Origin of the sequence: Pacificimonas flava, assembly GCF_000342165.1 — a bacterium.
Classification (GTDB): Bacteria; Pseudomonadota; Alphaproteobacteria; order Sphingomonadales; family Sphingomonadaceae; genus Pacificimonas; species Pacificimonas flava.
Window position 1 is genome coordinate 14,295 of sequence record NZ_AMRV01000009.1, and the last position, 26,195, is coordinate 40,489.

At 66.6% G+C, this 26,195-nt stretch carries 22 protein-coding genes; 6 read left to right on the forward strand and 16 right to left on the reverse strand.

Annotated features, from left to right (window positions below; translation table 11 throughout):
- Positions 1–10 precede the first annotated feature (10 nt).
- From murG to C725_RS16530, 11 genes are all read right to left on the reverse strand, one after another.
- Positions 11–1,117 carry an undecaprenyldiphospho-muramoylpentapeptide beta-N-acetylglucosaminyltransferase gene (gene murG / locus C725_RS11775; protein ID WP_008603250.1) on the reverse strand — a complete coding sequence of 369 codons (1,107 nt, stop codon included), beginning with the start codon at positions 1,115–1,117 and terminating at the stop codon, positions 11–13.
- The gene (gene ftsW, locus C725_RS11780) at positions 1,114–2,277 is read right to left on the reverse strand and encodes a putative lipid II flippase FtsW (protein WP_008603251.1); all 1,164 of its coding nucleotides are present in this window, start codon (positions 2,275–2,277) and stop codon (positions 1,114–1,116) included. The genes murG and ftsW overlap by 4 nt, the downstream gene beginning before the upstream one ends.
- Positions 2,277–3,566 carry a UDP-N-acetylmuramoyl-L-alanine--D-glutamate ligase gene (gene murD / locus C725_RS11785; RefSeq protein WP_008603265.1) on the reverse strand — a complete coding sequence of 430 codons (1,290 nt, stop codon included), beginning with the start codon at positions 3,564–3,566 and terminating at the stop codon, positions 2,277–2,279. The genes ftsW and murD overlap by 1 nt, the downstream gene beginning before the upstream one ends.
- Positions 3,563–4,633 (reverse strand): phospho-N-acetylmuramoyl-pentapeptide-transferase, encoded by a 1,071-nt coding sequence (gene mraY, locus C725_RS11790; RefSeq protein WP_008603266.1) that lies wholly within the window; start codon positions 4,631–4,633, stop codon positions 3,563–3,565. The genes murD and mraY overlap by 4 nt, the downstream gene beginning before the upstream one ends.
- The gene (locus tag C725_RS11795) at positions 4,633–6,000 is read right to left on the reverse strand and encodes a UDP-N-acetylmuramoyl-tripeptide--D-alanyl-D-alanine ligase (RefSeq protein WP_008603267.1); all 1,368 of its coding nucleotides are present in this window, start codon (positions 5,998–6,000) and stop codon (positions 4,633–4,635) included. The genes mraY and C725_RS11795 overlap by 1 nt, the downstream gene beginning before the upstream one ends.
- Entirely contained in the window at positions 5,997–7,412 is a 1,416-nt protein-coding gene (locus C725_RS11800; protein WP_008603268.1) for a UDP-N-acetylmuramoyl-L-alanyl-D-glutamate--2,6-diaminopimelate ligase, read from the reverse strand. Before C725_RS11800 ends, C725_RS11795 begins: the two co-directional genes overlap by 4 nt.
- 16 nt (positions 7,413–7,428) lie before the next feature.
- Positions 7,429–9,129 (reverse strand): peptidoglycan D,D-transpeptidase FtsI family protein, encoded by a 1,701-nt coding sequence (locus C725_RS11805; RefSeq protein ID WP_008603269.1) that lies wholly within the window; start codon positions 9,127–9,129, stop codon positions 7,429–7,431.
- A complete protein-coding gene (locus C725_RS11810; RefSeq protein WP_008603270.1) occupies positions 9,126–9,830 on the reverse strand; it encodes a hypothetical protein in 705 nt (234 codons plus the stop codon). Before C725_RS11810 ends, C725_RS11805 begins: the two co-directional genes overlap by 4 nt.
- On the reverse strand, positions 9,827–10,807 hold the full coding sequence (rsmH, locus tag C725_RS11815) for a 16S rRNA (cytosine(1402)-N(4))-methyltransferase RsmH (protein ID WP_008603271.1): 981 nt from the start codon (positions 10,805–10,807) through the stop codon (positions 9,827–9,829). The genes C725_RS11810 and rsmH overlap by 4 nt, the downstream gene beginning before the upstream one ends.
- A complete protein-coding gene (locus tag C725_RS11820; RefSeq protein WP_008603272.1) occupies positions 10,804–11,277 on the reverse strand; it encodes a division/cell wall cluster transcriptional repressor MraZ in 474 nt (157 codons plus the stop codon). Before C725_RS11820 ends, rsmH begins: the two co-directional genes overlap by 4 nt.
- 443 nt (positions 11,278–11,720) lie before the next feature.
- Positions 11,721–12,059 (reverse strand): hypothetical protein, encoded by a 339-nt coding sequence (locus C725_RS16530; protein WP_008603273.1) that lies wholly within the window; start codon positions 12,057–12,059, stop codon positions 11,721–11,723.
- Positions 12,060–12,202: 143 nt separating this feature from the next.
- Here C725_RS16530 and C725_RS11830 point away from each other — a divergent pair, with 143 nt between their 5' ends.
- Together C725_RS11830 and C725_RS11835 are read left to right on the forward strand one after the other, a co-directional pair.
- Positions 12,203–13,459 carry an acyl-CoA dehydrogenase family protein gene (locus C725_RS11830; RefSeq protein WP_038283152.1) on the forward strand — a complete coding sequence of 419 codons (1,257 nt, stop codon included), beginning with the start codon at positions 12,203–12,205 and terminating at the stop codon, positions 13,457–13,459.
- A gap of 9 nt (positions 13,460–13,468) precedes the next feature.
- Positions 13,469–15,031 carry an acetyl-CoA acetyltransferase gene (locus tag C725_RS11835; RefSeq protein ID WP_008603277.1) on the forward strand — a complete coding sequence of 521 codons (1,563 nt, stop codon included), beginning with the start codon at positions 13,469–13,471 and terminating at the stop codon, positions 15,029–15,031.
- A gap of 542 nt (positions 15,032–15,573) precedes the next feature.
- Here C725_RS11835 and C725_RS11840 read toward each other — a convergent pair.
- Complete coding sequence (locus tag C725_RS11840) at positions 15,574–16,479, reverse strand: TraB/GumN family protein (RefSeq protein ID WP_008603279.1); 906 nt, start codon at positions 16,477–16,479, stop codon at positions 15,574–15,576.
- An 87-nt stretch (positions 16,480–16,566) separates the two neighbouring features.
- Here C725_RS11840 and C725_RS11845 point away from each other — a divergent pair, with 87 nt between their 5' ends.
- Together C725_RS11845 and C725_RS11850 are read left to right on the forward strand one after the other, a co-directional pair.
- A complete protein-coding gene (locus C725_RS11845; protein WP_008603281.1) occupies positions 16,567–17,658 on the forward strand; it encodes a 6-phosphofructokinase in 1,092 nt (363 codons plus the stop codon).
- Between the two features lie 77 nt (positions 17,659–17,735).
- Positions 17,736–18,449, forward strand: a complete 714-nt coding sequence (locus tag C725_RS11850) for a head GIN domain-containing protein (RefSeq protein WP_008603282.1) — start codon at positions 17,736–17,738, stop codon at positions 18,447–18,449.
- A 35-nt stretch (positions 18,450–18,484) separates the two neighbouring features.
- Here C725_RS11850 and C725_RS11855 read toward each other — a convergent pair whose 3' ends face one another.
- The 4 genes from C725_RS11855 to C725_RS11870 all read right to left on the reverse strand — a co-directional run bounded on the left by C725_RS11855 (position 18,485) and on the right by C725_RS11870 (position 23,439).
- A complete protein-coding gene (locus tag C725_RS11855) occupies positions 18,485–18,895 on the reverse strand; it encodes a DUF1489 family protein (protein ID WP_207791018.1) in 411 nt (136 codons plus the stop codon).
- A gap of 66 nt (positions 18,896–18,961) precedes the next feature.
- Positions 18,962–20,386 carry a magnesium transporter gene (mgtE, locus tag C725_RS11860; protein WP_008603287.1) on the reverse strand — a complete coding sequence of 475 codons (1,425 nt, stop codon included), beginning with the start codon at positions 20,384–20,386 and terminating at the stop codon, positions 18,962–18,964.
- 26 nt (positions 20,387–20,412) lie between these two features.
- The gene (locus C725_RS11865) at positions 20,413–21,168 is read right to left on the reverse strand and encodes a 3'-5' exonuclease (protein ID WP_008603289.1); all 756 of its coding nucleotides are present in this window, start codon (positions 21,166–21,168) and stop codon (positions 20,413–20,415) included.
- A 123-nt stretch (positions 21,169–21,291) separates the two neighbouring features.
- Complete coding sequence (locus C725_RS11870) at positions 21,292–23,439, reverse strand: TonB-dependent receptor (protein WP_008603291.1); 2,148 nt, start codon at positions 23,437–23,439, stop codon at positions 21,292–21,294.
- 128 nt (positions 23,440–23,567) lie between these two features.
- Here C725_RS11870 and ppa point away from each other — a divergent pair, with 128 nt between their 5' ends.
- On the forward strand, positions 23,568–24,107 hold the full coding sequence (gene ppa, locus C725_RS11875; RefSeq protein ID WP_008603293.1) for an inorganic diphosphatase: 540 nt from the start codon (positions 23,568–23,570) through the stop codon (positions 24,105–24,107).
- Between the two features lie 82 nt (positions 24,108–24,189).
- Positions 24,190–26,145, forward strand: coding sequence for a M61 family metallopeptidase (locus tag C725_RS11880; protein WP_008603295.1), 1,956 nt, complete (start codon positions 24,190–24,192; stop codon positions 26,143–26,145).
- Positions 26,146–26,195: the final 50 nt, after the last annotated feature.

Sequence of the window (26,195 nt, forward strand, 5' to 3'; positions counted from 1 at the left end):
CGGGAAACGCTCATGAATACTCCTGATTGGGCGGGGAGAGGCCCGCGAGACGCTCGGCCAGGTCGGCGACGCGCGCGGTGGCGTCGGGGCGGCCCACCGACCGCGCACGCGCGGCGGCGTTGATGATGGTGTCGGGCCGCTCAAGCATGATTTCCACCTGTCTGGCGAGCCCCTCCGGCGTGAAAGCCGGCTGGCGGATCATGACTGCGCCGCCCGCCTGAACCAGTTCGCGCGTGTTCGCGGCCTGATGATCGTCGGTCGCGATGGGCAACGGCACCAGGATCGCGGGCCGGCCGGCGGCGGTCAGTTCCGACACGGTGGAGGCGCCGGAGCGGCCGATGAAAAGATGCGTGCGGGCCAGCGCGCCGGGCACATCCTCGACATAGGTGGAAACCTCCGCCGGGATGCCCGCATCCTCATAGGCCTGGCAAACGCCGCGAAAATCCGCCTCCCGCACCTGTTGGAGCACTTGTAGCCGTTCCTTCAGCGCCTGCGGCAGCAGGGCGAGACCCCGGGGAACAACGTCCGACAGCACCGACGCGCCGAGAGACCCGCCGAGAACGAGAAGACGGATGGGACAGAATTCGTTGATGTCGGGGAACGGCCGGTCGCTGAGCGCGGCGACGTTCGCGCGGACCGGATTGCCGGTGACGACGACCGCCTTCATCGGCGGCACGCGCTCCGTATCCGGAAAGCTGGCGGCGAGCATGTCCACCTTGCGCGCGATCAGGCGGTTGACCCGTCCGAGGACGGCGTTCTGCTCGCAGATCAGCGTCGGCAGCTTCGCACGCAGCGCGGCGGCCATGGCGGGAAGGACCGGATAGCCGCCAAAGCCGACGACGGCGGCGGGCTGAACGGCGCGGATAATCGCCCCTGCCTGCCGCCGGCCGGCCTGGATCTTCCACAGCGCGCCGGGCCATTTGAGGGGGTTGGAGCCGATGGACGCCGCCTCGATGATGTGGCGGTTGTTGCCGGTGAAGAGGCCTGGGATCTTCGCGCCGCGACGGTCGGTAACGAGGGTGACGTGATGCCCGCGCCGCTCAAGCTCCCGCGCGACGGCATGGGCGGGAACCATGTGTCCCCCGGTGCCGCCGGCCGCCAGCAGAAACTCGCTCATGCCGCGCTCCGCATCTGGCTGGCGAACGGCGAGGATTTTAGGAAACGGCTGCGGCGGGTCAGCGACAACAGCATGCCGGTGCCGACGCAAAGCGCCAGGAAGCTGGAGCCGCCATGGCTGATGAAGGGGAGCGTCATGCCCTTCGACGGCAGCAGGCTGGTCGCCACGCCCATGTTGATGAAGGCCTGCAGGCCGATCTGGGCAGCCAGGCCCGCCGCCGCCAGCGTCACGAAGGGATCGTCCTCCTCCATGAGCTGCGTGAAGACTCGGATGACGACCGCCAGGAACAGGCTGGCGACCGCCAGACAGGCGATCATGCCGAATTCCTCCCCGATGACAGCGAAAATATAGTCGGTGTGCGGTTCCGGCAGCGAGAATTTCGCCTGCCCCTCCCCCGGCCCCGTGCCGAACAGACCGCCAGCGCGCAGCGCGTCGAGGGCCTTGTCGATCTGGTAGGTATCCCCCTCTCCGGTAAAGAAGCGGTCGATGCGGCTGGAGATGTGCGGGCTGATGAAATAGCCGAGCGCGATGACGCCGACGCCCGCCAGCGCCACCATGCCGATGGCGCCCAGGCCGAGACCGGCAAGGAAGGCCTGACCGACCCAGATGGCGGCGATCAGCATGGTCTGGCCGTAATCGGGCTGCATGATGAGCAGACCGCCCACGAGAGCGAGAAGCACACCCGATACAAGAAAGGAGGGCATCGCCTCATCCTCGAACCGGGACGACAGGATCCAGGCGGTGGTGACGATGAACATCGGTTTCAGGAATTCCGACGGCTGTAGCTGCATGCCGCCCAGGTTGATCCAGCGAACGGCGCCGTTCACCTCTGCGCCCAATACGGGAAGTGCGATCAGCGCGGCGATACAGGCGGCCGTGCCGAGCACCGCCAGCCGGCGAATGAGCGGCTTCGACATCATGGACACGCCGATCATCAGCGGCATGCCGACGCCGACCCACATGATCTGCCGTTTCAGAAAATAGAAATCGCCAAGCTTGAACGTCAGGCCGGACAGGCGCTGCGCGGCGGCGGGCGAGGCCGCGGCAACGGCGATGAGACCCACCGCCGTCAGCGCCAGGATCAGGCTGAGAAGCGTTCGATCGACGGTCCAGAACCAGCGGCCGAGAATGGTGCGGTCGCTGCGGCTGAACATGGTCATTATCCGTTTCCCCCAGATAATGGCAGAGCCTCGACAAGGGCGCGGAACTGGCGGCCGCGATCCTCATAATCCCTGAACTGGTCGAAACTGGCACAAGCCGGCGACAAAAGCACCGTTTCGCCGGGACGCGCGGCGGCGGCGGCATCGGCGACCGCCTGAGCCAGCGTACCGCTATTCTTCACCCGTGCGACCTTTCCCGTCAAGGCGGTCTCGAAAACGGGCGCGGCCTCCCCGATCAGATAGGCGGCGGCGACATGCGGGTAATAGGGCTCGCACGGCGTCAGATCCGGCCCCTTCGGCACGCCCCCGAGGATCCAGTGGATGCGGTCATAGGCGCCGAGCGCCGGTGCCGCGCTGTCGGCGTTCGTCGCCTTGGAATCATTGACCCACAGAACGCCGCCGCGATCCGCCACGCGCTCCATGCGGTGGGCGAGGCCGCCGAAGCTGCGAAAGCCGGCGCGGAGTTCCTCCTCCGACAAACCCAGGGCGCGCAGAACCGTGGCGGCGGCGATGGCGTTCTGCCGGTTGTGCGGTCCGGCAAGCGCGGGCCAGTTCGGCTGGTCGTCCGCAACCCCCTCGAACAGCGGCGCACGGTTCGCCTGCACAGCGCGGCTATAGTCGTCGGTGCCGGTGATGACGGCAACGCCGCCCGCAGCCTGCATCTGGAACAGCCGCGCCTTCGACGCCGCATAGGCATCGACGCTGTCGTCATAGCGGTCGAGATGATCCGGGGTGATATTGAGGAGCACCGCCACGTCGCACGCAAGGCTGTGAGTGAGGTCGATCTGATAGCTGGAGAGTTCGAGGACGTAAACGCCGCCCGCCGGTGCCGGGCGCTGCGACAGGATCGGCTCGCCGATATTGCCGCCCAGCGTCGCCGGCACGCCCGCCTCGATCAGCGTATGATGGATAAGGGCGGTCGTCGTCGACTTGCCGTTGGTGCCGGTGATGCCGACGACACTATGCGCCGGAAGGGAAGGCCGGGCCAGCGCGAACAGCTCTATGTCGCCGATGACCGGCACTCCGGCCGATGCGGCGCGCGCGGCGAGCGGGTGGGTGTTGAGCGGCACGCCCGGCGACACGACCAGCGCATCATAGCCGGCAAGGTCCACCTCCATCGGGTCGACGCGGCCGACCCGTTCCGGCAGCAGGTCGCGCGCCTCAGCCCGGTCGTCCCACGCATCGACGCTGGCGCCGCCCTCGATCAGTGCCGCGACGACGCTCATGCCGGTGCGCGCCAGGCCAAGGACGTGATAGGTGCGTCCGGCAAAGGCGGGGCTGGTGATCACCGCAGCTTCAGCGTGGCGAGACCCGCCAGCGCCAGCACGAGGGAGATGATCCAGAAGCGGATGACGACCGTCGATTCCGCCCAGCCATGCTCCTCGAAATGATGGTGGATGGGCGCCATCTTGAAGATCCGCTTGCCGGTCAGCTTGAAGGAGGCGACCTGCATGATGACGGATACGGTTTCGAGGACGAAGAGGCCGCCGACGACCAGCAGCACCACCTCATGATTGGTGACGACCGCGACCGAGCCCAGCGCGCCGCCAAGGGCGAGGCTGCCGGTATCTCCCATGAAGACGGCGGCGGGCGGCGCATTGTACCAGAGGAAGGCGAGGCAGGCGCCGACGATGGCCATGCAGAAGACGACCAGCTCGCCCGCGTCCGCGACGTAGAGAATGCCCAGATAATCGGAAAAGCGTGTATTGCCGACCAGATAGGCGATCAGGCCGAATGTGCCGACGGCGATGATGACGGGCATGGTGGCCAGCCCGTCCAGCCCGTCCGTCAGATTCACCGCGTTGCCGAAGCCGGTGACGATGAAGGCGGCGAACAGGATGTAGAACGGTCCCATCTCGATTCCGAACGGCACGAAGGGGAGGTAGAGGACCGTGTCGGTGGCGTCGGAAATCAGGAAGCAGGCGATGCCGGCGATCAGGAATTCCAGCGCCAGGCGCGCCTTGCCGGGAATGCCCTTGTGCGAACCCTTCGACACCTTCGCGAAATCGTCGGTGAAACCGATGAAGGCGAAGCCGAGCGTGACGAACAGACAGGTCCACACGAACAGGCTGTCGAAGCGCGCCCAGAGCAGCGTCGAGACGGTCAGAGAAATGAGGATCATCAGCCCGCCCATGGTCGGCGTGCCGCGTTTCGTCAGCAAGTGGCTGGCGGGACCGTCCTCCCGAATGGGCTGGCCCTTGCCCTGCTTCACGCGCAGCCACGCAATCATGCGCGGCCCCGTCACCAGGCCGATGGCGAGCGCGGTGAGAACGGCGGCGCCCGAGCGGAAGGTGATGTAGCGAAAAAGGTTGAGGACGCCGGCGAAATCGAGGGCCTCGGCGAGATGGTAGAGCATCAGCGCCCCCCTTCGGTAAGACTGGTGATGAGACGGCCGAGCCGCACGCTGTTCGATCCCTTTACGAGAACCGTATCGCCGGCGCGAAGCTCGGCGCGCAGCCAGTCCTCCGCCGCCTCGGCATCGGCCACGAGCGGCGCGCCCGTGCGCTCGGCAAGCGGGCGCATCTCCTCGCCGACCAAAAGCACCGGTTCCGCGCCCGCCTCGGCAATGGGTTCGGCGAGCGCGGCATGCATGGCCGCGCCCTCCTCTCCCAATTCCTTCATGGCGCCGAGGATAGCGAGCTTTCGGCCCTCGCCCTGGGCACCCTGCAGCACGGCGAGCGCGGCGCGCATGGAAGCGGGGTTGGCGTTGTAGCTTTCGTCGATCAGGCGGACCCGGCCGCCCGGCCAGTCGATCTCATGCTGCGCGCCGCGCCCGGCGAGGCCCTGCATCTGGCCGATGCCGAGCCCCGCGGCGGCGAGATCGGCGCCGAGCGCATGGGCGACCGCCAGAACCGCAAGCGCGTTCTGGATCCAGTGGGCGCCGGGCTGACGCAGCGTCAGCGCAACCTCCTCCTCCTCCCCGATCGCGACCGTCAGCGCAGTGACGGCGCCGACATCCGCCGAACTGGTCAGGCGGACGTCCGCCCCCTTCCCCGTTCCGAAGCTGAGGATACGAGAGGCGTGCTGCGCCGCCTTGTCGCGAAGCCGCGCGAAATGCGGGCTGTCCAGCGGCAGGACGGCAACCCCGCCGGGCTCCAGCCCCTCGAAAATCTCGCCTTTGGCGTCGGCGATGGCCTCCTCGCTGTCGAAGAATTCCATGTGCGCCGGCGCGATGGCTGTGACGATGGCGACATGCGGGCGAACGAGCCGGGTCAGCGCCGACAGCTCGCCGGCATGGTTCATGCCCATTTCGAAGACGCCATAAGCGCTGCCGGCGGGCATGCGGGCCAGCGACAGCGGAACGCCCGTATGGTTGTTGTAGCTCTTCACCGAGGCGTGCGTGCGTTCGGGCGCGCATTCGGACAGGGCGAGGCGCAGCGCCTCCTTAACGCTCGTCTTGCCGACGCTGCCGGTGACACCCACGATCCGTGCATCCGTACGCGCGCGGGCGGCGCGGCCCAGCGCCTGCAATGCGGTCAGGCCATCCGCAACACGCACATGCGGACCGTCCACCGCCTCCGACACGAGAGCGCCGGCCGCGCCCCGCTCGAAGGCGGACGCAACAAAACTGTGACCATCCATCTGCTCGCCGCGCATGGCGACGAAAAGTTCGCCGCCGATCACCTCGCGGCTGTCGAAGGTGACGGAATCGGCGGAAAAGGACGCCGAGGCGGTGCCACCGGTCGCCGCCGCGATCTCCTCAGACGTCCAGAGCGGCGTCACGCGGCCACCTCCCGCGCGACGGCGACATCGTCGAAGGGGAGGACGCGGTCCGCAACGATCTGCCCCTGCTCATGCCCCTTGCCGGCAATCAGCACGACATCCTCGGCGGCCGCCGCCGCAACGGCAGCGGCGATGGCGGCGCGGCGGTCGCCGATTTCCTGCGCATTCGGCGCCCCCTTCAGAATCTCCGCGCGGATCGCCGCCGGATCTTCGGAGCGGGGGTTGTCGTCGGTCAGGTAAAGACAGTCGGCCTTCTCCTCGGCCACCTGTCCCATCGGAACGCGCTTGCCGCGGTCGCGGTCGCCGCCGGCGCCAAAGACGATGTGCAGCCGGCCGCTGGTATGCGGGCGAAGCGCATCGCATGCCGCCGCGATGGCGTCGGACGTGTGGGCATAATCGACGTAGATCGGCGCGCCGGCCTTCGACAGGGCCACGCGCTCCAGCCGGCCGCGCACGGGCACGACGCGCGCGAGATTCGCGAGCGTTCCGGCAACGTCCGCACCCGTGGCGATGACGAGCCCAGCCGCAACGAGGCCGTTCGCGGCCTGATAGGCGCCGATCAGCGGCAGCTTCACGGTATAGGTCCGCCCCGCCGCCTCCACCGCGAGCGTCTGCCCGAGATGCGTCGGTTCCCGGTCCAGCAGGCGCAGGGTTTCGCCCGCCGCCCCGACGCTCAGCACGTCGAGGCCGCGCGCCCTGGCGGCGGCGGCAACATCCGCGCTTCTCGCATCGTCGGCCCAGACGACGACCGACCCGCGTGCATCCACAACCTCCGTGAACAGACGCAGCTTGGCGGCGAAATACGCCTCCATCGTCTCATGATAGTCGAGATGATCGCGGCTGAGGTTGGTGAAGGCGGCGGCGCTGACGGGCAGCCCCTCCGTCCGGTACTGGGCCAGGCCGTGGCTCGATGCCTCGAAGCTGGCATGGGTCACCCCCTCCCGCTCGAGACCGGCCATGTTCGACAGGAAGGTGACGATGTCGGGCGTCGTCAGGCCGGTCGATACCTGTCCCTGGGCCGTGGTGACGCCCAGCGTGCCGATCGACGCGGACGGGTGGCCGGCAAGCTGCCAGAGCTGGCGCGTCAGTTCTGCGGTCGAAGTCTTGCCGTTCGTCCCGGTGATCGCGACGGTCGTCTGCGGAAACGGGCCGTAGAACTGGGCGGCTAGACGCGCGAAGCGGCGTCGCGGCTCCTCCGCGGCGATATGGACCGCACCCTCGACGCGCGCTTCGGGACGGGCGACGACGGCGACCGCGCCGTTCGCGACGGCGTCGGCGATGAAATCCTCTCCATTGACCGTCGCGCCCTGAAAGGCACCGAACACGCAGCCCCGCGCGACCTTTCTGTGGTCGATGGCAAACCCCGTGATCGCTGTTTCGCTATTCGTCCCGATCAGCGATCCCAACCGCATTCCTCAAACCTCTGCTTTACCCACCGGCCTTCTCGCCCTGCACTTGCGCGAGTAGCGGCGTTAAGTCGACATCTTCCGTGGTCGAGGGATCGACGCCCAGAATGGGTGCGATCCGTGTGATGACCTCTCCGACGACCGGGGCCGCCGTCCAGCCCGCGCCCGCGAAACCATAGGTGTCCTTCGTGCCCTTCGGCTCGTCGAGCATGGCGATGACCACATAGCGCGGATCGTCCATCGGGAACACACCGGCAAAGTTGGTGACGAGAGACTTGCGCGCATAGCCGCCGTTCTTGGGCTTTTCCGCCGTACCGGTCTTGCCGCCCACGCGGTAGCCGTCCGCGTTCGCCTTGCTGCCCGTCCCCTTGGTCACGACAAGGCGCAGCATGCGGCGCATCGTGTCGGACGTTTCCTGCGAGAAGACGCGGCGGCCCGGCGGAGTGTCGTCCGGCCCCAGCTTCAGCAGTGTCGGCTGGCGATAAATACCGCCATTGACGACGGCGGCATAGGCGGCGGCAATGTGCAGCGGCGAAACAGCGAGGCCGTGACCGTAGCTGATCGTCATCGTTGAGATCTTGCCCCAATTGTCCGGCTTCAAGGGCGCGCCCCGCTCCGCCACCTCGATGTCGAGCGGATCGAGCAGGCCGAGAGCGCGAAGATATTTCTGCTGCCGCGCCGCACCGATTCCCTCCGCGATCTGCGCCGTGCCGATGTTGGAGGAGTGCATGAAGATTTCCGGCACGGTCAGCCAGCGCGCTTGCGGATGGTCGTCATTGATGCGGAACCGCCCGACCTTCAGCGGATGGCGTGCATCATAGGCTTGCGAGAGAGAGGTAACGACGTCCGATTCCATCGCCATCGCCATGGTCAACGTCTTGAAGGTCGATCCGAGTTCATAGACGCCGTAGGTGGCGCGGTTGAAACGTGCGTCCGCCGTGCCCTGCCCAGGTGCATTGGGGTCGAATACGGGCAGAGAGGTCATGGCCAGCACCTCGCCCGTGCGCGCATCGAGAACGACGCCGGCGCCGCCGATTGCCGAATGCTTCTCGATCTGTTTCGCGAGGACCCGCACGAGCGTGTGCTGAACGCGCGTATCGAGCGCCAGCGCCAGCGGCTGGTCGATGCGCTTCGGATCGGACAGGCGCTTGTTCATCTCCCGCTCGAGCCCGGCCTGCCCGATGCCGTCAATATTGGAATAGCCGAGGACGTGCGCGGCCATGGTGCGGTTGGGATAGATGCGCTCCCATTCGCGCCCGATGACGAGGCCCGGTTCCCCGATCGCCTTCAGCTTGACCGCATCCTCCGGCTGGACGCGGCGCTGCAGATAACGCCATGCACCGTTGCTCGTCAGCTCCGCCTCGATATCGGCCGGATCGCGTTCGCCAAGAACCGCGGCGATTTCCCGCGCGACCTCTTGGGGGTTTCCAACGATCTTGTGCGGTTGCACGGCCAGGTAGAACGCCTGAAAACTGCGGGCGAGGTCGGCCCCGTTCCGGTCGACAATGGCCGCCCGCTCGCCGCGCACCTGCCAGGGATTGCCGCCACGCTGGGCATCGCCGCCGAAATCGATGGCCAGTTCCGTCAGGCGCGCACCGGTAAGGAGCGTCAGCGCGCCGAAGACGGCCATCGCCAGCGTCAAACGGCGCCGCGCCCGCTGAAGCGAAATCTGCCGCCGACCGGCGAGCTTGATCTGCTGCGTGCGTAGCGCCGCGGGGCTCACCGCAGCGCGACTTTCTGGAAGCCGGCGCGCTCGAGCGTCGCAGCGGTTTCGACTTCGGCCAGGAAATCATCGGAGAACAGGTCTTTTGCCGGGGCCGGCGCCGTTTTGGCGGGCGCGGCAATGGCGGGCTTCGGCGCGGTCGGCTTCGCCCTCGGTTCGGCCTGCGCAATCTGCGCGGAGGGCGCCGGGCGCGGCGCGGCCTCAACGCTGGCGGACGCCTTGAGGAAACGCGGCGCCGCCCGCTCGGACGTCACATAGTTCGCCTGCTGCACACGCGGACGCTCCCGCTCCGTGCGGTCGACGGACTCGACCCCGAGCGCGGCAAGCTGCACGCGGCCGGACGGCTCGGCAACCTGCGGCATGTCTCCGGCCTCTGCGGAGGCGTAGAGAAGCTGCGGCTGTTCCTCCGCCTTCAGCGGCGGCAGCAGCGCGGCAAGCTGCGTGCCGCCCTGCACGATCTGCGCCGGGCGCGGCGGCTGCAGCGCCCACACCTTGTCATTGATGTCCTCGAGACGCGACAGGCTGGCCCGCACGCCAAGTTCTGCGTTCAGGCGGTCGATGGCCGCATTGTCGGCGGCGATCTGCAGCGTCAGGTCCTCGATCCCCTCTCGCTCCGCAGACACCATGTAACTGGACATGTAGAAACCAAGCGCGGCGGCCAGCGTAACAGCGCCGAGGCCAATGGATCCGAGATTTGTCATAGCGCGGTCTCCTTCTTACTAACTGGCCCGGTACTCGGCCATGCGGGGGCCGCGGTCCGCACCGCAGCCCTGAGTGTCGCGGACCGCGCGCGCGGGTTGCGCGCCAGTTCCGCCTCGCCGGCCGTTACGGCCTTGGCCGGCCGGTTGAATGTCGGGGCCGGCCCCGCCTCGCCGGCAGCCGGCAGATGGCGGGAGCCCGACGGCAAATTGCCGCTGCGCTCTCGCAGGAAGCGCTTTACGGCGCGGTCCTCCAGCGAATGAAATGTGACGACGGCGAGCCGCCCGCCCGGGCGAAGCACGCGCTCTGCGGCACGCAGCCCGGCGTCGAGTTCGCCGAGCTCATCGTTAACGGCGATGCGCAGCGCCTGAAAGGTCTTCGTCGCGCCGTCGGTCCGCTGCCCGGGCCGCTGACCGGCGGCCCGGCGGACGATCTCGGCGGTTTCGTGCGTGCGGGTCAGCGGCCGCGCGTTGACGAGGGCCCGGGCGACCTGCCGGGCGCGGCGCTCCTCTCCGTAGAGATAGATGATGTCCGCCAGCTCCGCCTCGTCGGCTTCGTTGACCAGATCGGCAGCACTGCGCCCGGCCTGCGACATGCGCATGTCGAGCGGTCCGTCCTCACGAAAGGAAAAGCCGCGCTCCGCCCGGTCGAGCTGCATGGAGGAGACGCCGATGTCGAGCATGACGACGTCGACCGCCTCAACGCCGCGCGCCGCCAACACCGCGTCCATGCGCGAAAAGCAATCCTCCTCCACCTGGAGGCGCGCATCGGCCGACTGGCGCGCGGAGGCAGCGGCGTCGGGATCGCGGTCGAACGCGATCAGCCGCGCTGCGCCAGCCGAAAGCGCAGCGCGCGCATAGCCGCCCGCGCCGTACGTGCCGTCGACGACCACGGCGCCATCGACAGGGGCGATGGCATCCATCACCTCATCGAGCAGCACGGGCACATGCGGGGCGGCGTGGCTCACGGCGCCGCTCATTTGGCGCGCGCCTTTTCAAGCTTGCGGCGGATGAAACGCTTCACGCGCTCGTCCTCCGTCTGCTCCAGGAACAGATCAGGGTTCCAGATCTGAAAGGAATTGCCCAGGCCGATCAGCAGCACCTCTCCGTCGAGGTCGGCGAAATCGCGCAGATCCTCGGGAATGACGACGCGGCCGGTATCCTCGAACTGGACCTGCTGCGACAGGGAGAAAGCACGCAGGCGGGCCATGTCCTCCTCCGGCGAAACCTCGTCGGCGGCGTAGCGATCGGCAGTGGCGCGATTGATGTCGGCAACATGGTCGGTCGTGCGCGCCTCCAGGCAATCCCAGTCGCCGCGGTGTGGGGCGAGGACGACCCGGCGGTCACCGGCACGCTGCTGAATCACGTCGCGAAAGGCGGCCGGGATGGACATCCGCCCCTTCGCGTCGACTGTATTCAGCCAGTTTCCCTGAAAGACCGCCGCGTCCACGAGACCGATCCCAACCCCTTTGCTCGAAAAGCGGAAACCGATCGCCGGCCGATGGTCCCTGCCCCCTTTTCAGCACGCTCGAGATGCATTGCCGGGGACCCGCTTTCCGTGTGCACAACTCCTTACTGGGATTTCATGGGAAAGCAATGGATATTCATGGGATCAGACGCCAGGAATCTCGCAAGCCTTTGATTCTAAAATGCTGAAATATCGTCCCGACTCTCGCGCTTGTTCGATTAGCAGCTTTCCCAGCCTGTGGATAACTCTGTTAGCGACTTAGGGCGGGGCCAATTAACTTTAATTGGACGAGCGCGGGACCGCCTGGGCACGAAACGGCGCGGGACCGAGAGAAACACAAGCCCAGCCGCGGCGGCAAGGCGTGTTCCTGCGCGGGGCAGCACGCCCAGAGACTCTACGCACCCGCCCGCGGCGTGCGCGTACGGTCAGATTTCGGTGAGCTTGCCCTTCGGCTTCTTTTCCTGTTCCGGGGGAACCGGAATGGCGTCGAGCGGATCCTCCGCCTGGAAATCGGGCATGGGAACCGGAATGGGCTGCGGCGCGGGCACCACCGGCGGATCCGCCTTCGCGCGCGGCGGGCGTTCGGGCTCGTTGCTGCCCGGCGCCACACCCAGCGTGGCGAGAGGGTCCGCGCCCTCGGCACGGTCCTTGCCGTCCTCGCCAAGCGTATCGACGCGCGGCGACGGCGCGAACAGTGCCGCTGCCGTCAACACCATCAGAAAGACCAGCGCCAATCCGGTCAGGCCAAAACGTACCCGGTTCATGACCGTATAATTAGGCGCGCGCCCTGCATTCGCCAAGCGCCGCGCGGCAGATGCGGCTTTCTTGACGAGTTAGGCAGGGTGACAGGCCGCATGGCGGCGCTACAACCGGCGCGGACTCGAGGAAAGAAACGCAGGGAGTGATCATGAATTTCGAGTATTCGGACAAGACGAAGGACATGCTGGCGCGCCTGAAGGCTTTCTTCGACGAACATATCTACCCCAATGAGGAGCGGTTCGCGCGGGAGCATGCCGAGGGAGAGCGCTGGAAGGTCATTCCCGTCGTCGAGGAACTGAAGCCGAAGGCGCGCGAGGCCGGCCTCTGGAACATGTTCGTGCCGCCCAGCCATGGCGGCCAGCCCGTGCATCCGTTCGAGTTCGAGGGCACCCCGCTCACCAATCTGGAATATGCGCCGCTGGCGGAACAGCTCGGCCGCGTCGGCTGGTCGTCGGAAGTGTTCAACTGCTCCGCCCCCGACACCGGCAATATGGAGGTGCTGGCGCGCTACGGCACCAAGGAACAGCAGGAAAAATGGCTGGTGCCGCTGGCGAACGGCGAGATCCGCTCCGCCTTTCTGATGACCGAACCGGCCGTCGCCTCCTCCGACGCGACCAATATCGAGACGCGCATCGAGGACAAGGGCGATCACTATCTGATCAACGGCCGCAAATGGTGGTCGTCGGGCGTCGGCGATCCGCGCTGCAAGGTCGCCATCGTCATGGGCAAGACCGATCCTGAGGCGCCGCGCCACTTGCAGCAGAGCCAGATCCTGGTGCCGCTCGATTCCGAGGGCGTCACCATCGAGCGCATGCTGACCGTGTTCGGCTATGACGACGCGCCGCACGGTCATGCGGAGGTGGAGCTGAAGAACGTGAAGGTGCCGAAGGAGAACATGATCCTGGGCGCCGGTCGTGGTTTCGAAATCGCGCAGGGCCGCCTGGGTCCGGGCCGCATCCATCACTGCATGCGCACCATCGGCGGCGCCGAGCGCGCGCTGGAAACCATGGTGAAGCGCCTGTTGACGCGTGAGGCGTTCGGCAAGCGCATCGCCGATCACAGCGTCTGGGAACAGCGTGTCGCGCGCGCCCGCACGGAGATCGAGATGAACCGCCTTCTGTGCCTGAAGGCCGCGTACATGATGGACACGGTCGGCAACAAGGAAGCGCGCGGCGAGATCGCCATGATCAAGGTGGCCGGGCCGAACATGGCGCTGCAGATCATCGACGACGCCATTCAGGCGCATGGCGGCGCCGGCGTCAGCCAGGATTTCCCGCTGGCGAAGATGTATTCGGGCATGCGCACCATGCGTCTGGCCGACGGCCCGGACGAGGTGCACAATCGCACCATCGCCCGCATGGAATACAAGAAGCACGCGGACAACAGCGCCGGCGCGTCGCGGTAAGGCGCGCACGTGTCGGCAACGGTGCAGGCGAATACGCCCTGCCTGGTCGGTGCGGCGCAATTTGTCGGGCGGGAGGAGGACCCGGCGAGGGCCCTCTCTCCCGCCGATATGCTGGCGCGCGTCGCCGCCGATGCGCTTGCGGACGCCGCGCGCTCCTCCGCGGAGCCGTTGGTGGCGGCAGCGGCGCTGGCGCGGCAGATCGACACGCTGGCCGCCATTCGCCTGTTCGCGGACAGCGGCGCGGGCGCCTTCGCCTCCCCCTTCGGCACCTATGAAAACTTGCCATGGTCGGTGGCGCAGCGGCTTTCGGCAGATCCGGCACATCTGATCTACGGCCCCGTCGGCGGCAACACGCCGCAAATGCTGATCAACATGCTGGCCGAGCGCATCTGGCGCGGTGAGGCAGAGATGTGCCTGCTGGTCGGCGGAGAGGCGCTGCGCACACAGGCAAGGGCCGCGAAGGCGGGGTTGACCCTTGACTGGGGAGAGGCCGCGCCCGCACCGCCCGAACAGCCGGTCGACGATGTCCGCATGCTCTCCGGGCATGAGGCGAAGCATGGCCTCGCCCTGCCGGTGAACGTCTACCCGCTTTTCGAAACGGCGTTCGGCGCGGCGCGGGGCTGGGATCCGGACACCCACGTGCAGCGCATTGGCGCGCTGATGGCCCCCTTCAGCGAAGTGGCGGCAGAGAACCCCTATGCGCAGGTGCGTGAGGCGCGGACGGCGGCGGAACTGGTGACGCCCTCCGCGGACAATCGCTGGATCGCCTGGCCGTACACCAAATATCTTGTGTCGAACCTGTTCGTCGATCAGGCGGGCGCCGTCCTGATGATGTCGTCGGCGAAGGCGGACGAACTCGGCATCCCGGATGCCGGGCGGGTCTATCTGCACGGCAGCGCCGACACGCACGAAAAGCTGCTGCCCGTGGACCGCCCGGACTATGCCCGCTGTCCCGCCATCCGCATCGGCGCCGCGCATGCGTTGGCGCAGGCCGGCATCGGCGCGAACGACCTGAATATCGTCGACCTCTACTCCTGTTTCCCCGTCGCGGTGGAACTGGCCGCGCAGGAAATCGGGCTGTCGACCGACGATCCGGCGCGGCTGACCCAAACCGGAGGGCTCCCCTATTTCGGCGGTGCGGGCAACGCCTATTCGATGCACGGCATCGCCGAAATCTTCGCGAAGTGCCGCGCCGCGCCGGACCGCTGGGGCTTCGTCTTCGCCAATGGCGGCTATCTGACGAAACACAGTTTCGGCGTCTACAGCGGTCGGCCGGGCTATGGCGAGCGGGCCGAGCCGGCCAGCTATCAGGCAGAGATCGACGCCATGCCCTCCCCTGCCCTAGCCGAAGCACCGCTGGGCGCGGGGGTCATCGAGGCCTATACGGTGGTGCACGACCGCGGCGGCGCCAGGTTCGCGATCATCATCGGCGGGCTTGGCGAAAACGGCGGCGGCGACCGCTTCCTCGCCAATATGACGGAGGGTCTCGGGGCACTGATGCAGGCGAATGCCGTCGGCCGCAGGATCACCGTCAGCGCCGGCGACAAGATCAACCGGGCCGTGCTGGCCTGAAACGGCTCGCCGTCTTCGGCCAACCCTCCGAGGTCCGATTTCCCCGGGTGCTGGACCCCGGCCTTCGCAGGGGTGACGGTATCATAAAGCGAAGATCAGGCAGGTTCTCGTCGCCCCTGCGGAGGCAGGGGCCCATCGCGCGGACCAGCGTTCCGGCGGGGGAGCGGGTGAACGGTGCGGCCTTGGTCCCACGCGGTCCGCGTTGCCTCCCGATGGGTGTCGGCGAACACCGGCACAGGTAGACCCCTGCCTGCGCAAGGCTAACGGGAGTATAAAGCGGAGATCACGCAGATTTTCGTCGCCCCTGCGGAGGCAGGGGCCCATCACGCAGACCCGCGGTCCGGCGGCGGACCGGATGAACCGTGGGTCTTGGCCTCACGCGGTCCGCATTGCCCCCCCCGATGGGTGTCGGCGGAAACGGGCACAGGTGGGCCCCTGCCTTCGCAGGGGCGACGGTTTGGCAAAATGAGGCGGAATTCGCCGTCCCGGCGGACGCAGGGGCTGGGGCGCCGTCGGAGCGGCCCGAGACCAAAAGGAGATCTTTACTCCATGCGGCGGACGGAGAGGCCGCGCGCGGCGAGCGCAGACTGAACATTGTCCTTGCCCGCAAGATGACCGGCGCCGACAGCCACGAAGACCGTTCCGGGCCTCGCCATGCGCGCCTCGATCTTTTCCGCCCAGTCACGGTTACGACCGACCAGAATCCGTTCCCGTAGCACCGGATCGTCCATGTCGTCATTCACAACCTTGTCGAGCGCATCGAGATCGCCCCGTCGCCAGGCATCGACCATGCCCGCTGCAACCGTCTCCGCCTGATCCATCTCGTCGAGCGCCTGTTCCAGAAAGGCGATCTGCTCCGCCTCCGGCAGGCTGTCGAACAGGCCAAGCTGATATTCCATAGTCTCGAAGCCGCTGATCGGCTTACCGGCATCCGCCGCCGCCTGCTGCAGCCGTGCCTCGACCCCGCCCTCAGCCGTCATGCCGAGCTTCGCGAAGGTAAGCGCGGAGAGGTTCATGCCGGCGAACCACGGATCCATGACTTCGAAGCCGGATGCGGGAACACCCAATTCCTGAAGCTCTGCGGTCAGACGCGCATGATACTCCGGGGACAGCGTCTCGCTGAGCGGCGGGCCGTCCGTATCGATGGCCTTTGCCATGACGATCTTCTGCAACTCGGCATCGCCGGGGGAAACCGCCTCGACGATCAGTTCGTCGCTGGCCTGGAACGCGGCCTCGACCTGATCGTGGAACCAGCTCTTGTCCTCGCCCAGAATGTGGATCGTGCCGAACAGGTAGATCTTCGTGTCCTCGTCCTCCACCAGGAACAGCGCTGGGTTCGCATCCTGCGGCGCTTCGGCGGGAGTCGGCGGAGCGGCAGCGGTCGGCGCGGCGGCGCAGGCGCTGAGGAGCGCGGCACCGATGGCACCGTTCAGAAGGGACTTCAGCATGGGAAACTCTCCTAGGGCCGCGCCTCTTAACAAGGTCTGACGCCCACCCCCTTGCGGCGGGAGGCGGGCCGTTTAAGCAGTCGAGACATGCATATAGGTATCCTTACCGGCGGCGGCGACGTGCCCGGCCTCAATCCCTGCATCCGCTCCGTCGTGCTGAACGCGGACGACCGAGGCTGGACGGTCACCGGGTTCCGTCGGGGCTGGGCCGGCGTCCTCGCCATCGATCCGGCCGATCACGCAAGTATCGCGGAAAACACGATCCAGCTGACACGCGGCGGCGTGCGCGGGCTCGACCGTATGGGCGGCACCGTACTCCACACCAGCCGCGTCGATCCGCGCAACGCGGACGGCGACCGGACGCAGCATGTGCTGGAGGTGATGCAGGCGCTGGGCGTCGATGCCATGGTGACGCTGGGCGGCGACGGCACGCTGCGCTTCACCGCCCATCTGGCCAGCCTGGGATTCCCCGCCATCGGCATTCCGAAGACGATGGACAATGACGTGCGCGGCACCGACACGTGCATCGGTTTCTCCACCGCCGTCTCCCGCTCGGTCGAGGCCATCAACGCGCTGCGCACCACGACCGAAAGCCACGAGCGCATCGCCGTCGTCGAACTGTTCGGCAGGCGCTCCGGCGAGACGGCGCTTCTTGCCGGATTCCTGGCGCAGGTCGACCGCACCGTCATTGCAGAGGTGCCGGTGGACCTCGACACGCTGATGCCGCTGCTGGAGCGCGACAAGAGCGACCATGACGGCCGCTATGCCATCATGGTCGTGTCGGAAGGCGCGCATCTGGCGGGCGCGGAGGAGCGCGACATGAGCCTTGCCGGCACCGCGCGGGAGGATGTGGGCATCGGCTTCACCATCGCGCGCGCCATCGAGGAGCGCACCGCGCACCGAACCATCGTCCAGCAGCTTGCCTATCTGATGCGGGCGGGAGAGCCGGATGCGCTGGACCGCATGATCGGCCTCGCCTTCGGTGCCATGGCCGTGCAGCTGATCGAGCGCGGCGAATATGGCCGGCTGGTGGGGCTGGTCGACGGCAATTACGGTCACAATTCCATCGACATCGTCAAGGAAGGCTCGCGCCAGGTCGACGTCGAACGGCTGTACGATCCGGCCACATACCGCGCGCGCCTGCGCGATATCGCCGGCATGCCGATGTTTCTTTACTAGACGCGGTCGACTCCCTCTTTACCGGCACCGCGACCCGGTGTATTGGTACGGCAATACAGCCTTGGGAGTTGCCTTTCATGAAAACCATCTTCGGCGGTCTGCCCGTCGCCACCGCCCTGACCGCAGCCGTTGCCGCCACTGTTGCCGTGCCGGCAGATGCCGCCACGCGCAGCTATGACGTCGGCGCCTTCGAAAAGATCGGCGTTCGCGGCGCGTACGACGTCGTCGTTCGCAGCGGACAGACCGCAAGCGTTCGGGCAGAGGGCGACGAGGACGACCTGGCGCATCTGGTCGTCCGCAACGACGGCGATAAACTGATCGTCGAACGCGAAAAGACGCGCGGCATCAGCCTGTGGGACAATGAGGGGCCCGTGCGCGTGCTGGTCACGGTTCCGCAGCTGAACGGCGCGGACCTGGCCGGGTCGGGCGATCTGGTCGTCGACCGGATGGAGGGCGACAGCGTCGGCCTGTCGCTTGCCGGATCGGGCAATCTGAAGGTCGGCGCGATCGAGGCGGAGCGGGCGAAGCTGAACATCGCGGGATCGGGCGATCTGACTGCCGGCGGCTCATGCAGCAGCGGGTCGGTCTCGATCGCCGGCAGCGGCGACGTGCTGGGCCAGAACCTGACGTGTCGCACCGTTTCCGTCAGCGTCGCCGGGTCGGGCAACGTCCAGATCCGCGCCACCGACACGGCGAAGGCCAGCATCATGGGGTCTGGCGATGTCACGATCACCGGCGGCGCCAAGTGCCGCAGCAGCGTGATGGGCTCCGGCGACCTGAAGTGCAGCTAGGTTGAAGAAAAGGCGCCCAAGATCGTGGCTGCGCCTTAAAGCAGGCCGAGGCCGGCAAGCTCCCTGACCAGCGACTGCGGCATGTTGCCGAGGTCGACCGGGCCGCCGAGCATGTCGGCGGGCTTGTTCCTGTCCTCGAGATAGCGCCATCCCTGATGCGCGCGCTTCCGGCGCGGTTTGACGGGCACCATTTCGGCATCCAGCCAGATACAGCATTCGGTGCCTTTGGCGGTCTGGCGCTCCTCGAATCCGAGGATTTCCTGCCGCACCGTCAGCTGGTGCGCGATGATCCAGAAAAGCGAACCCCCGACGAGTTCGTCCGCACGCTTCGGCCGATAGCGGGTGAAGATGGGATTGGCCGCGCGCCCTCCATATTCATGCAAGCGGCCGCGATTGCGATCCTCCAGCACGCTGAGATGCGCGCACTGCACCGCCGTTTTCGTCATGTGAAGCACGCGCAATCAGATAGGCGCGGCAGGAACCGTCACAAGGGGGGGCTCACAAAGGAAGCGCTACAAGAGAACGATGCTGGCAAGGCCCAGGAACATGAAAAAGCCCATGACGTCCGTCGTCATGGTCACGAACACGGAGGAGGAAATGGCGGGATCGACGTCCGCCCGGTCGAGCGCGATGGGAATCAGCACCCCTGCAAGACCCGCGACGAAGATGTTGCCCAGCATTGCCGCAGCGATGACCACGCCCAGGAGCGGCATCGAAAAGTAAAGCGCCGCGCCGAGTCCGATCAGACAGGCGATGGCGAGGCCGTTGATGATCGCCACGCGGATTTCCTTGATGATCGTGCGGCGCGTGTTCGAGGATGTCAGTTCGTCCGTCGCCAGAGCGCGCACCGTGACGGTCATCGTCTGGGTCGCGGCATTGCCGCCCAGCGAGGCGACGATGGGCATCAGGATCGCAAGCGCGACCATTTGTTCGATCGTACCGGCGAACAATCCGATCACGACCGAGGCGATGACGGCGGTGCCCAGATTGATGACCAGCCAGCGCAGGCGCTGCCGCACGATATCGCGCGTGCGCTCGTGGATGCCGCCCTCTTCGGCGCCGGACAGGCGGCGAATATCCTCGTCGGCCTCCTGCTGAATGATGTGCAGGATGTCGTCGACGGTGATCATGCCCACCAGGCGTTCGCTCGCGTCGACGACGGCGGCGGAAATGAGCCCGTATTTCTGGAAGCGCAACGCCACTTCCTCCTGGTCCATGCCGACCGGGACCAGGGTCTGCTCCCCCTCCATGATCTGCGCGACCGGCGTGGTGCGCGGCGAGCGCAGAAGGTGCGACAGGCGCAGCGTACCGATGGGATGGTGGCGCGCGTCGACGACGTAGATTTCCCAGAAATCGTCTGTCAGCGCGTCAGGCTCCGCGCCGCGCAGATAATCGATCACTCGCCCGACGTCCCAATCCTGCGGCACGGCGATCAGGTCGCGCTGCATCAGGCGGCCGGCGGACTCCTCGGGATAGCCGAGCGCTTCCTCGATCGCCGCGCGCTCGTCGGGTTCGAGGGCGCGGAGCACGGCCTGCTTGTCCGCCTCGTCCAGATCCTCGACGATGGCGACGGCATCGTCGGTCTCCAGCCCCCCCAGAACCTCCGCGACCTGTTCTGGCGGCAGCATGTCGATCAGGTCCTCGCGGACCTCGTCGTCCATTTCCGCCAGCACTTCCGGGTCGAGCTGATCGCCGAGCGCGGCGGCAAGCGCGGCGCGGTCCTGCGGCGCGAACTGCTCGATCAGGTCAGCGATGTCGGCATTGTGAAGCGGCGCGGCGAGGGCCTGCACCTCCTCATCGTCGCCGCGCTCCAGCGCCTCCTCGACCTCCTGAACGAAGCTCTGCTTCAGCTGGCCGTCCTCGAGCGCATCCTGCCGCGCGGGGTCCTTGACCTCGCCGTCCGTTGCGGACTCGGAAATGGCATCGGGGGCGCTCATTCAGCGCTTATAGCGCTCGCCGGGCGCTAGAAAAGTTCAGTCTGCCGCGAAACGGCCGGCGCCGGCAGAGCCCCCGCGCCTCGCCGTTCCAGATGCAGGCGCGCGGTGTAGCGGACGTCTCCGTCGCGGTCGCGGGACAGTTCCTCCAGCCGCGCTGTCGGCAACTCCTCGAACGCCGTGCCGCGATCCTCGCCCTGCCGCACGCGGGGCAGCAGGCCGGGCAGCGCCGACCATTCGATAAGCTGCTCCACGCTCGCCTCCGCCAGCATGTCGCGCACATGATGCGCGGTGACATAGGCGTCGGGAAAGGCACGGTGCACCGGCAGGCCGAGTTCGCGGTCGAGACCGACGGGCTGCCGCCAATAGCGCAGCACCTGATTGGAAAAGCCCGGACTGTCCGGCCAAAGGCGGAGCGCGCACTTCCAGGTGCAGATCCATGCCGCGCCCTGCGTCAGTTCGGGCGTGCAGAACTGCTGCTCGAACGCGGCTCGGTGCGCGACGAGCGCGGTGAAGCCGCCGGGGCGCCGTAGAACGTCTGGCGCGGTGTCCTGCCAGCGCGGCGCGCCGGCGACATCCGCATCGACGATATGATGGACGGCCTGCGTAATCGCGGGGATATCGCGGCCGGGGTCGATCAGAAAGGCGCCGCGACCCTTCGCGATGCGCCAGACGCCCTCGGCATCGAGCTCGAGATCCTGCCAGCCGATTTCGCAGACGCCGTGCGCAGGGGGGCGGGAGCCGGTGGTTTCCAAATCGACAACGCGTATGGGCGGAACGGACATACCTGTCCTATGCCATGTTCGCCGCCGGGTAGAAACGTCCCTCTCACCTCAAGGGAGGGAGGAAAAGGCGAGAGGGACGTCGGGGGTGAGAGCCGATTTTCGTCGGCCCTCGGGGGGACCTCCTTAGAAACTGAGACGCGCGCTGAGCCTGAAATCGCGCCCCGCGAGCGGGACAAAATCCTTGGTGGCGCTTGCGTGGCGGCGGCCCTCCTCGTCGAAGATGTTCCGAACCTGCGCAAGCAGCGTCACATTGTTGTCGTCGAAGGGCTCCCACGACAGGGACGCGTTGACGAACATGAAATCGTCGGTCGGCGTTTCGTACGTGGCGATCTTGTCCTGCTCTGCCGTGTAGGCAAGCTCGACCCGGCCGCCGACCGGTCCGGTCTCCCCCTCCAGCGCAGCGTAGAGGCTGAGCGGCGGGATCAGCGGCAGGTTCGAATCGTCGTCGAGCCGAGCGCGCACATAATCGGCGCGCAGGTCCGCGCCGATCCGCGTGTCGCCCTGCTGATAGAGCGGAACGAGGGCCTGCGCCTCGAACCCGTAATAGCGCGCATCGTCCTGCAGAAAGGCGTAGACGGGAAGCTCGTCCTGCTCTTCGCCCGTGGCGGCGAGATAGATGTAGTCGTCGAACCACTGCGCATAGGCGGCGAGATTGAAGGAAATGTCGCCCACGTCGCCCCGCGCGAAGATTTCCGCCCCCCAAGCCTTTTCCGTGTCGAGATCGACGTCGCCGATTTCATATTGCTGCGTTGCAATGTGCGGACCATCGGAGAACAGCTCCTCGCCCGCCGGCGCGCGCTCGACGCGCGAACCCGTTACGCCGAGCCGTAGCCCGTCGACGGGACGATAGACGGCGCTGAGCGCACCGGAGAAAGCATCGAAGTTGCGATCGACCTGAAGCGTATCGGCCGAAGCCTCGGTATGTTCGTAGCGGCCACCCGCCTCGAACGTCAGAGGACCGGAGCCGAATTCCTGCAGCGTAAACAGCGAATATTGCGCTGTCTCGTTGGGCGCGACGAACGCCTCCTCGCCGACCGCTGCGAAATCACGGTAATAGGCCTGTCCGCCGAAACTGCCGCGCCACGCCTCGGTATCCTGCTGGGTGAAGACGAGGCGGCCCTCATACCCCTCGACGTCGAAAACGGTGCCGACCTCCTCGCCCTCGAATTCGGTATGGGTGTAATCGGAATAGCCGAGGCGAAAGTCCACACGGTCGATGATGCCGCCGAAGCCCAGACCGCCACGCACGTCGGCGCGGGTCTGCTTCAGGCCGATCGAGACGCCCTCCTCGCCGTGCTCATGTCCCTCTTCGCCCTCATGGTCGTGATCCTCGCCCTCTTCCTCTTCGCCGTGGTGATGATGACCGCCGCCGGGACGCAGCGGCACGCCGTAATCCGTGTCGTAGCGGCTGACGGAGAAGCCGAGGAAATCGACATCGTCGCCGATCAGGACGCCGCCGCCATAGCTGTAGGTTTCCGTTGCGCTGTCCGGCAGCACGCCGCGCTGGTTCGCCGCCTCCTGCAACTCCTCGGCTTCCTCGGTGTGGCCCTCCTCTGCTTCCTCCGCCGCATCGGCGAGAATATCGGCGCGGAGCTGCGGAGAGGCGACGTAACCGGGGATTTCGAGATCGTCCGTCGTGCGGTAGGACGCGTCAAAGTGCACCGCCACCATGTCGGAGGCGCGCAGATCGACGGACCCGCCGATCTCTCGCCGGTCGTCGACCGTCCCGACACCCGCAATGGCGTCCACATGGACTGGCTCGTCCGGGATCGACCGCGGAATGCGCTTGTCGATCAGATTGACCGCGCCGCCAATAGCCTGGCTGCCGTAAAGAAGGACGGCCGGTCCGCGCAGCACCTCGATCCGCTCCGTCGTCAGCGGATCGAGGCTGACCGCGTGGTCGGAGGATGTGTTGGACGCGTCGAGATTGCCCAGCCCGTCGGTCAGGATCTTCACCCGCTCGCCCGAAAAGCCGCGAAGGACGGGCCGGGATGCGCCGGGCGAAAAGCTGGTCGCGCTGACGCCGGGAAGGTCCGCAAGGATATCGCCGACCTGCCCCGCCATGTTCCGCTGCAACTCGTCCCCCTCCACAACCGAGGTGCCGGCAAGAATGTCGAGCTCCCCAACCCCCTCGGCCGTGATGGTGATGGTGCGCGGGGTGTTGTGAAAATCGTCGGCCGCGTCCGAGGCTGCCTGCTGGGCCGATACCGGGGCAGACGGCAGAGCGATCGCTGAAACCGAAGCGAGCAGCGGCAGGACAATCTTGCGCATGTTTGGGGAACCTTTTTCGGGAACTGTCGTTGAGATCATATGTGATGTTGTCACATAGCATGCAGAAATTCTGCTGCGGTGCAACACCTCTCTTTTCACGACAAGACCCGGCGTTTATGAGCGCCCCCATGGACATCAGCAAAATCCCGACCGGGACCAATCCGCCCGACGACGTCAACGTCATCATCGAGGTGCCCGTCGGCGGCGAGCCGGTGAAGTACGAGTTCGACAAGGACTCCGGCGCGCTGTTCGTCGACCGCATCCTGCATACGCCGATGCGCTATCCGACGAATTACGGCTTCATTCCGCATACGCTGTCGCCGGACGGCGATCCGCTGGATGCGATGGTGGTCGCCCGCTCGCCGTTCATCCCCGGCTCGGTCGTGCGCTGCCGTCCGATCGCCGTGCTGATGCTGGAGGACGAGATGGGCGGCGACGAAAAGGTTCTGGTCGTCCCCGTCGACACCACCTTCCCCTATTACAACCGCGTCGGCGAGCGTAGCGATCTGCCGCACATCGTGATGCAGCAGATCGAGCATTTCTTTACGCACTACAAGGACCTGGAGTCCGAAAAGTGGGTGCGCGTCGGCAAGTGGGAAGACCGTCAGAACGCGCAGCGGATCATCATGGAATCGATCGAGCGCGCCGAGAACACGAAAAAGGGCTGACGCGCCTCCCCCCTCGTCAAACGCGTCGCGGCTGGCCATAAGGCCGGCTTCGGTTTCGTTACGAGGGGGATTGTCCTTGCCATTGAATATTGTCCGTTTCGCCGCCGGTACGGCGCTGGCGGCGCTGAGCGCCATCCTGCCCGCCCTGGCGCCGGCCACTGCGCAGGTGCAGACGGAGGTTCCCGGTCTCAGCCTGCCCACCGAACCCGCCTATGTGCACGAGCGCATGCCCGCCCGGGACGTTCCCTATCCCGGCACGATCCGGCTGAAGGTGGACGCCACGGATACGGCGCGCCGCATCTTCAAGGTCGAGGAAGTGATTCCCGTGGCGGGACCCGGACCGCTGGTCCTGCGCCTGCCGGAATGGCTGCCCGGCAAACATGCCGCGCGCGGCGCGATCAATCATGTGGCAGGCATCCGTTTTTCCGCAAATGGCGAGACCCTACCGTGGAAACGCGACCCGCTGGACGTCTATTCCTTTCAGGTGGACGTACCGGCAGGCGTCGAGGAGATCACGGCGCGCTTCGATCATCTGACGCCGACCGAGCCGGATCAGGGGCGGATCGTGGTGACGCCAGCAATGCTGAACCTGCAATGGGAAGCGGTCGCCCTGTATCCCGCCGGCCATTATGTGCGCCAGATCCGGATTCAGCCCTCGGTGACGCTGCCGGAGGGCTGGACCGGCGTCGCGGCGCTGGACGGCGAGCAGAAACGCGGCAGCACGATCACCTACGGCGTCACGGATTTCGAAACGCTGGTGGATAGCCCCATGTTTGCCGGCGCGCATTACCGGGAATGGGATCTGGGACAGAATATCGACCTCAACGTCTTCGCGGACGAGGAAGGCGATCTTGCCGCGACCGATGAACAGATTGAGGCACATCGGAAGCTGGCCGAGCAGGCCGTGAAACTTTACGGCGCGCGGCACTACGACCGCTACGAATTCCTGGTCGCCCTCACCGACGAAATGGGCGGCATCGGCCTGGAACATCATCGGTCGAGCGAAAACGCCTTCCCCCGCTATCTTTTCACCGATTGGGAAAAGTCCCGTCCGAACCGGGGGCTACTGCCGCACGAGCTGAATCACAGCTGGAACGGCAAGTTCCGCCGCGGCGCGGATCTGTGGACGCCCGATTACCGGACGCCGATGCAGGATTCGCTGCTTTGGGTCTATGAGGGGCAGACCAGCTTCTGGGACAATGTTCTGGGCGTCCGCTCCGGTCTGCTGCCGAAGGACATCGTGCTGGGCGATCTGGCCGAGACGGCGGCCTATTATGACAGCCTGCCCGGCCGGGCCTGGCGACCGCTGGTCGATACCACCAACGATCCCATCATCAACGCGCGGCGGCCGCAGGCCTTTCGCACCTGGCAGCGCAGCGAGGATTATTACAGCGAGGGGGCGCTGATCTGGCTGGAGGCGGACATGCTGATCCGCACGGAAACGGGGGGCCGAAAATCGCTCGCGGACTTCGCGCGCGCCTTCTTCGGTATGCGGGACGGCGACTGGGGCACGGTCACCTATACGTTCGAGGATGTCGTAAGCGCGCTCAACGCGGTTCACCCCTATGATTGGCAGGAGTTTCTCGACAGCCGCGTGAACGGCCTGACCACGAACCCGTCACGCGGCATCACCATGGGGGGTTATGAACTCGTCTGGAAGGACGAACCCAATGTCTTTGCAAAGGCCAACATGGTCCGGCGCAGCAATCTCGACCTCAGCTATTCTCTGGGCGGCACGGTGGACGAGAACGGCGAGTTGACGGCTGTCGTCTGGGACGGGCCGCTGTTCGCGGAAGGCGTCGTTTCAGGATCGCGGATCGTTGCCGTCAACGGCAGCGCCTATGAGGACGACGCGCTGAAACAGGCAATCACGGCCGCGTCGGGCGAGAACGGAACGCCGCTGGAACTGCTGATCCAGGATGGGGATCGCTACCGCACCGTCACCCCCAATTGGACGGGCGGCCTGCGCTATCCGCATCTGGAGCGCGCCGGCAGCGGACAAGCCCCGCTCGACCGGTTGCTGGAACCGTTGAAATAGGGGTCAGGACACCAGACAAGCAAGTGAGGGGCCGAGGGCGATCAGCGTTA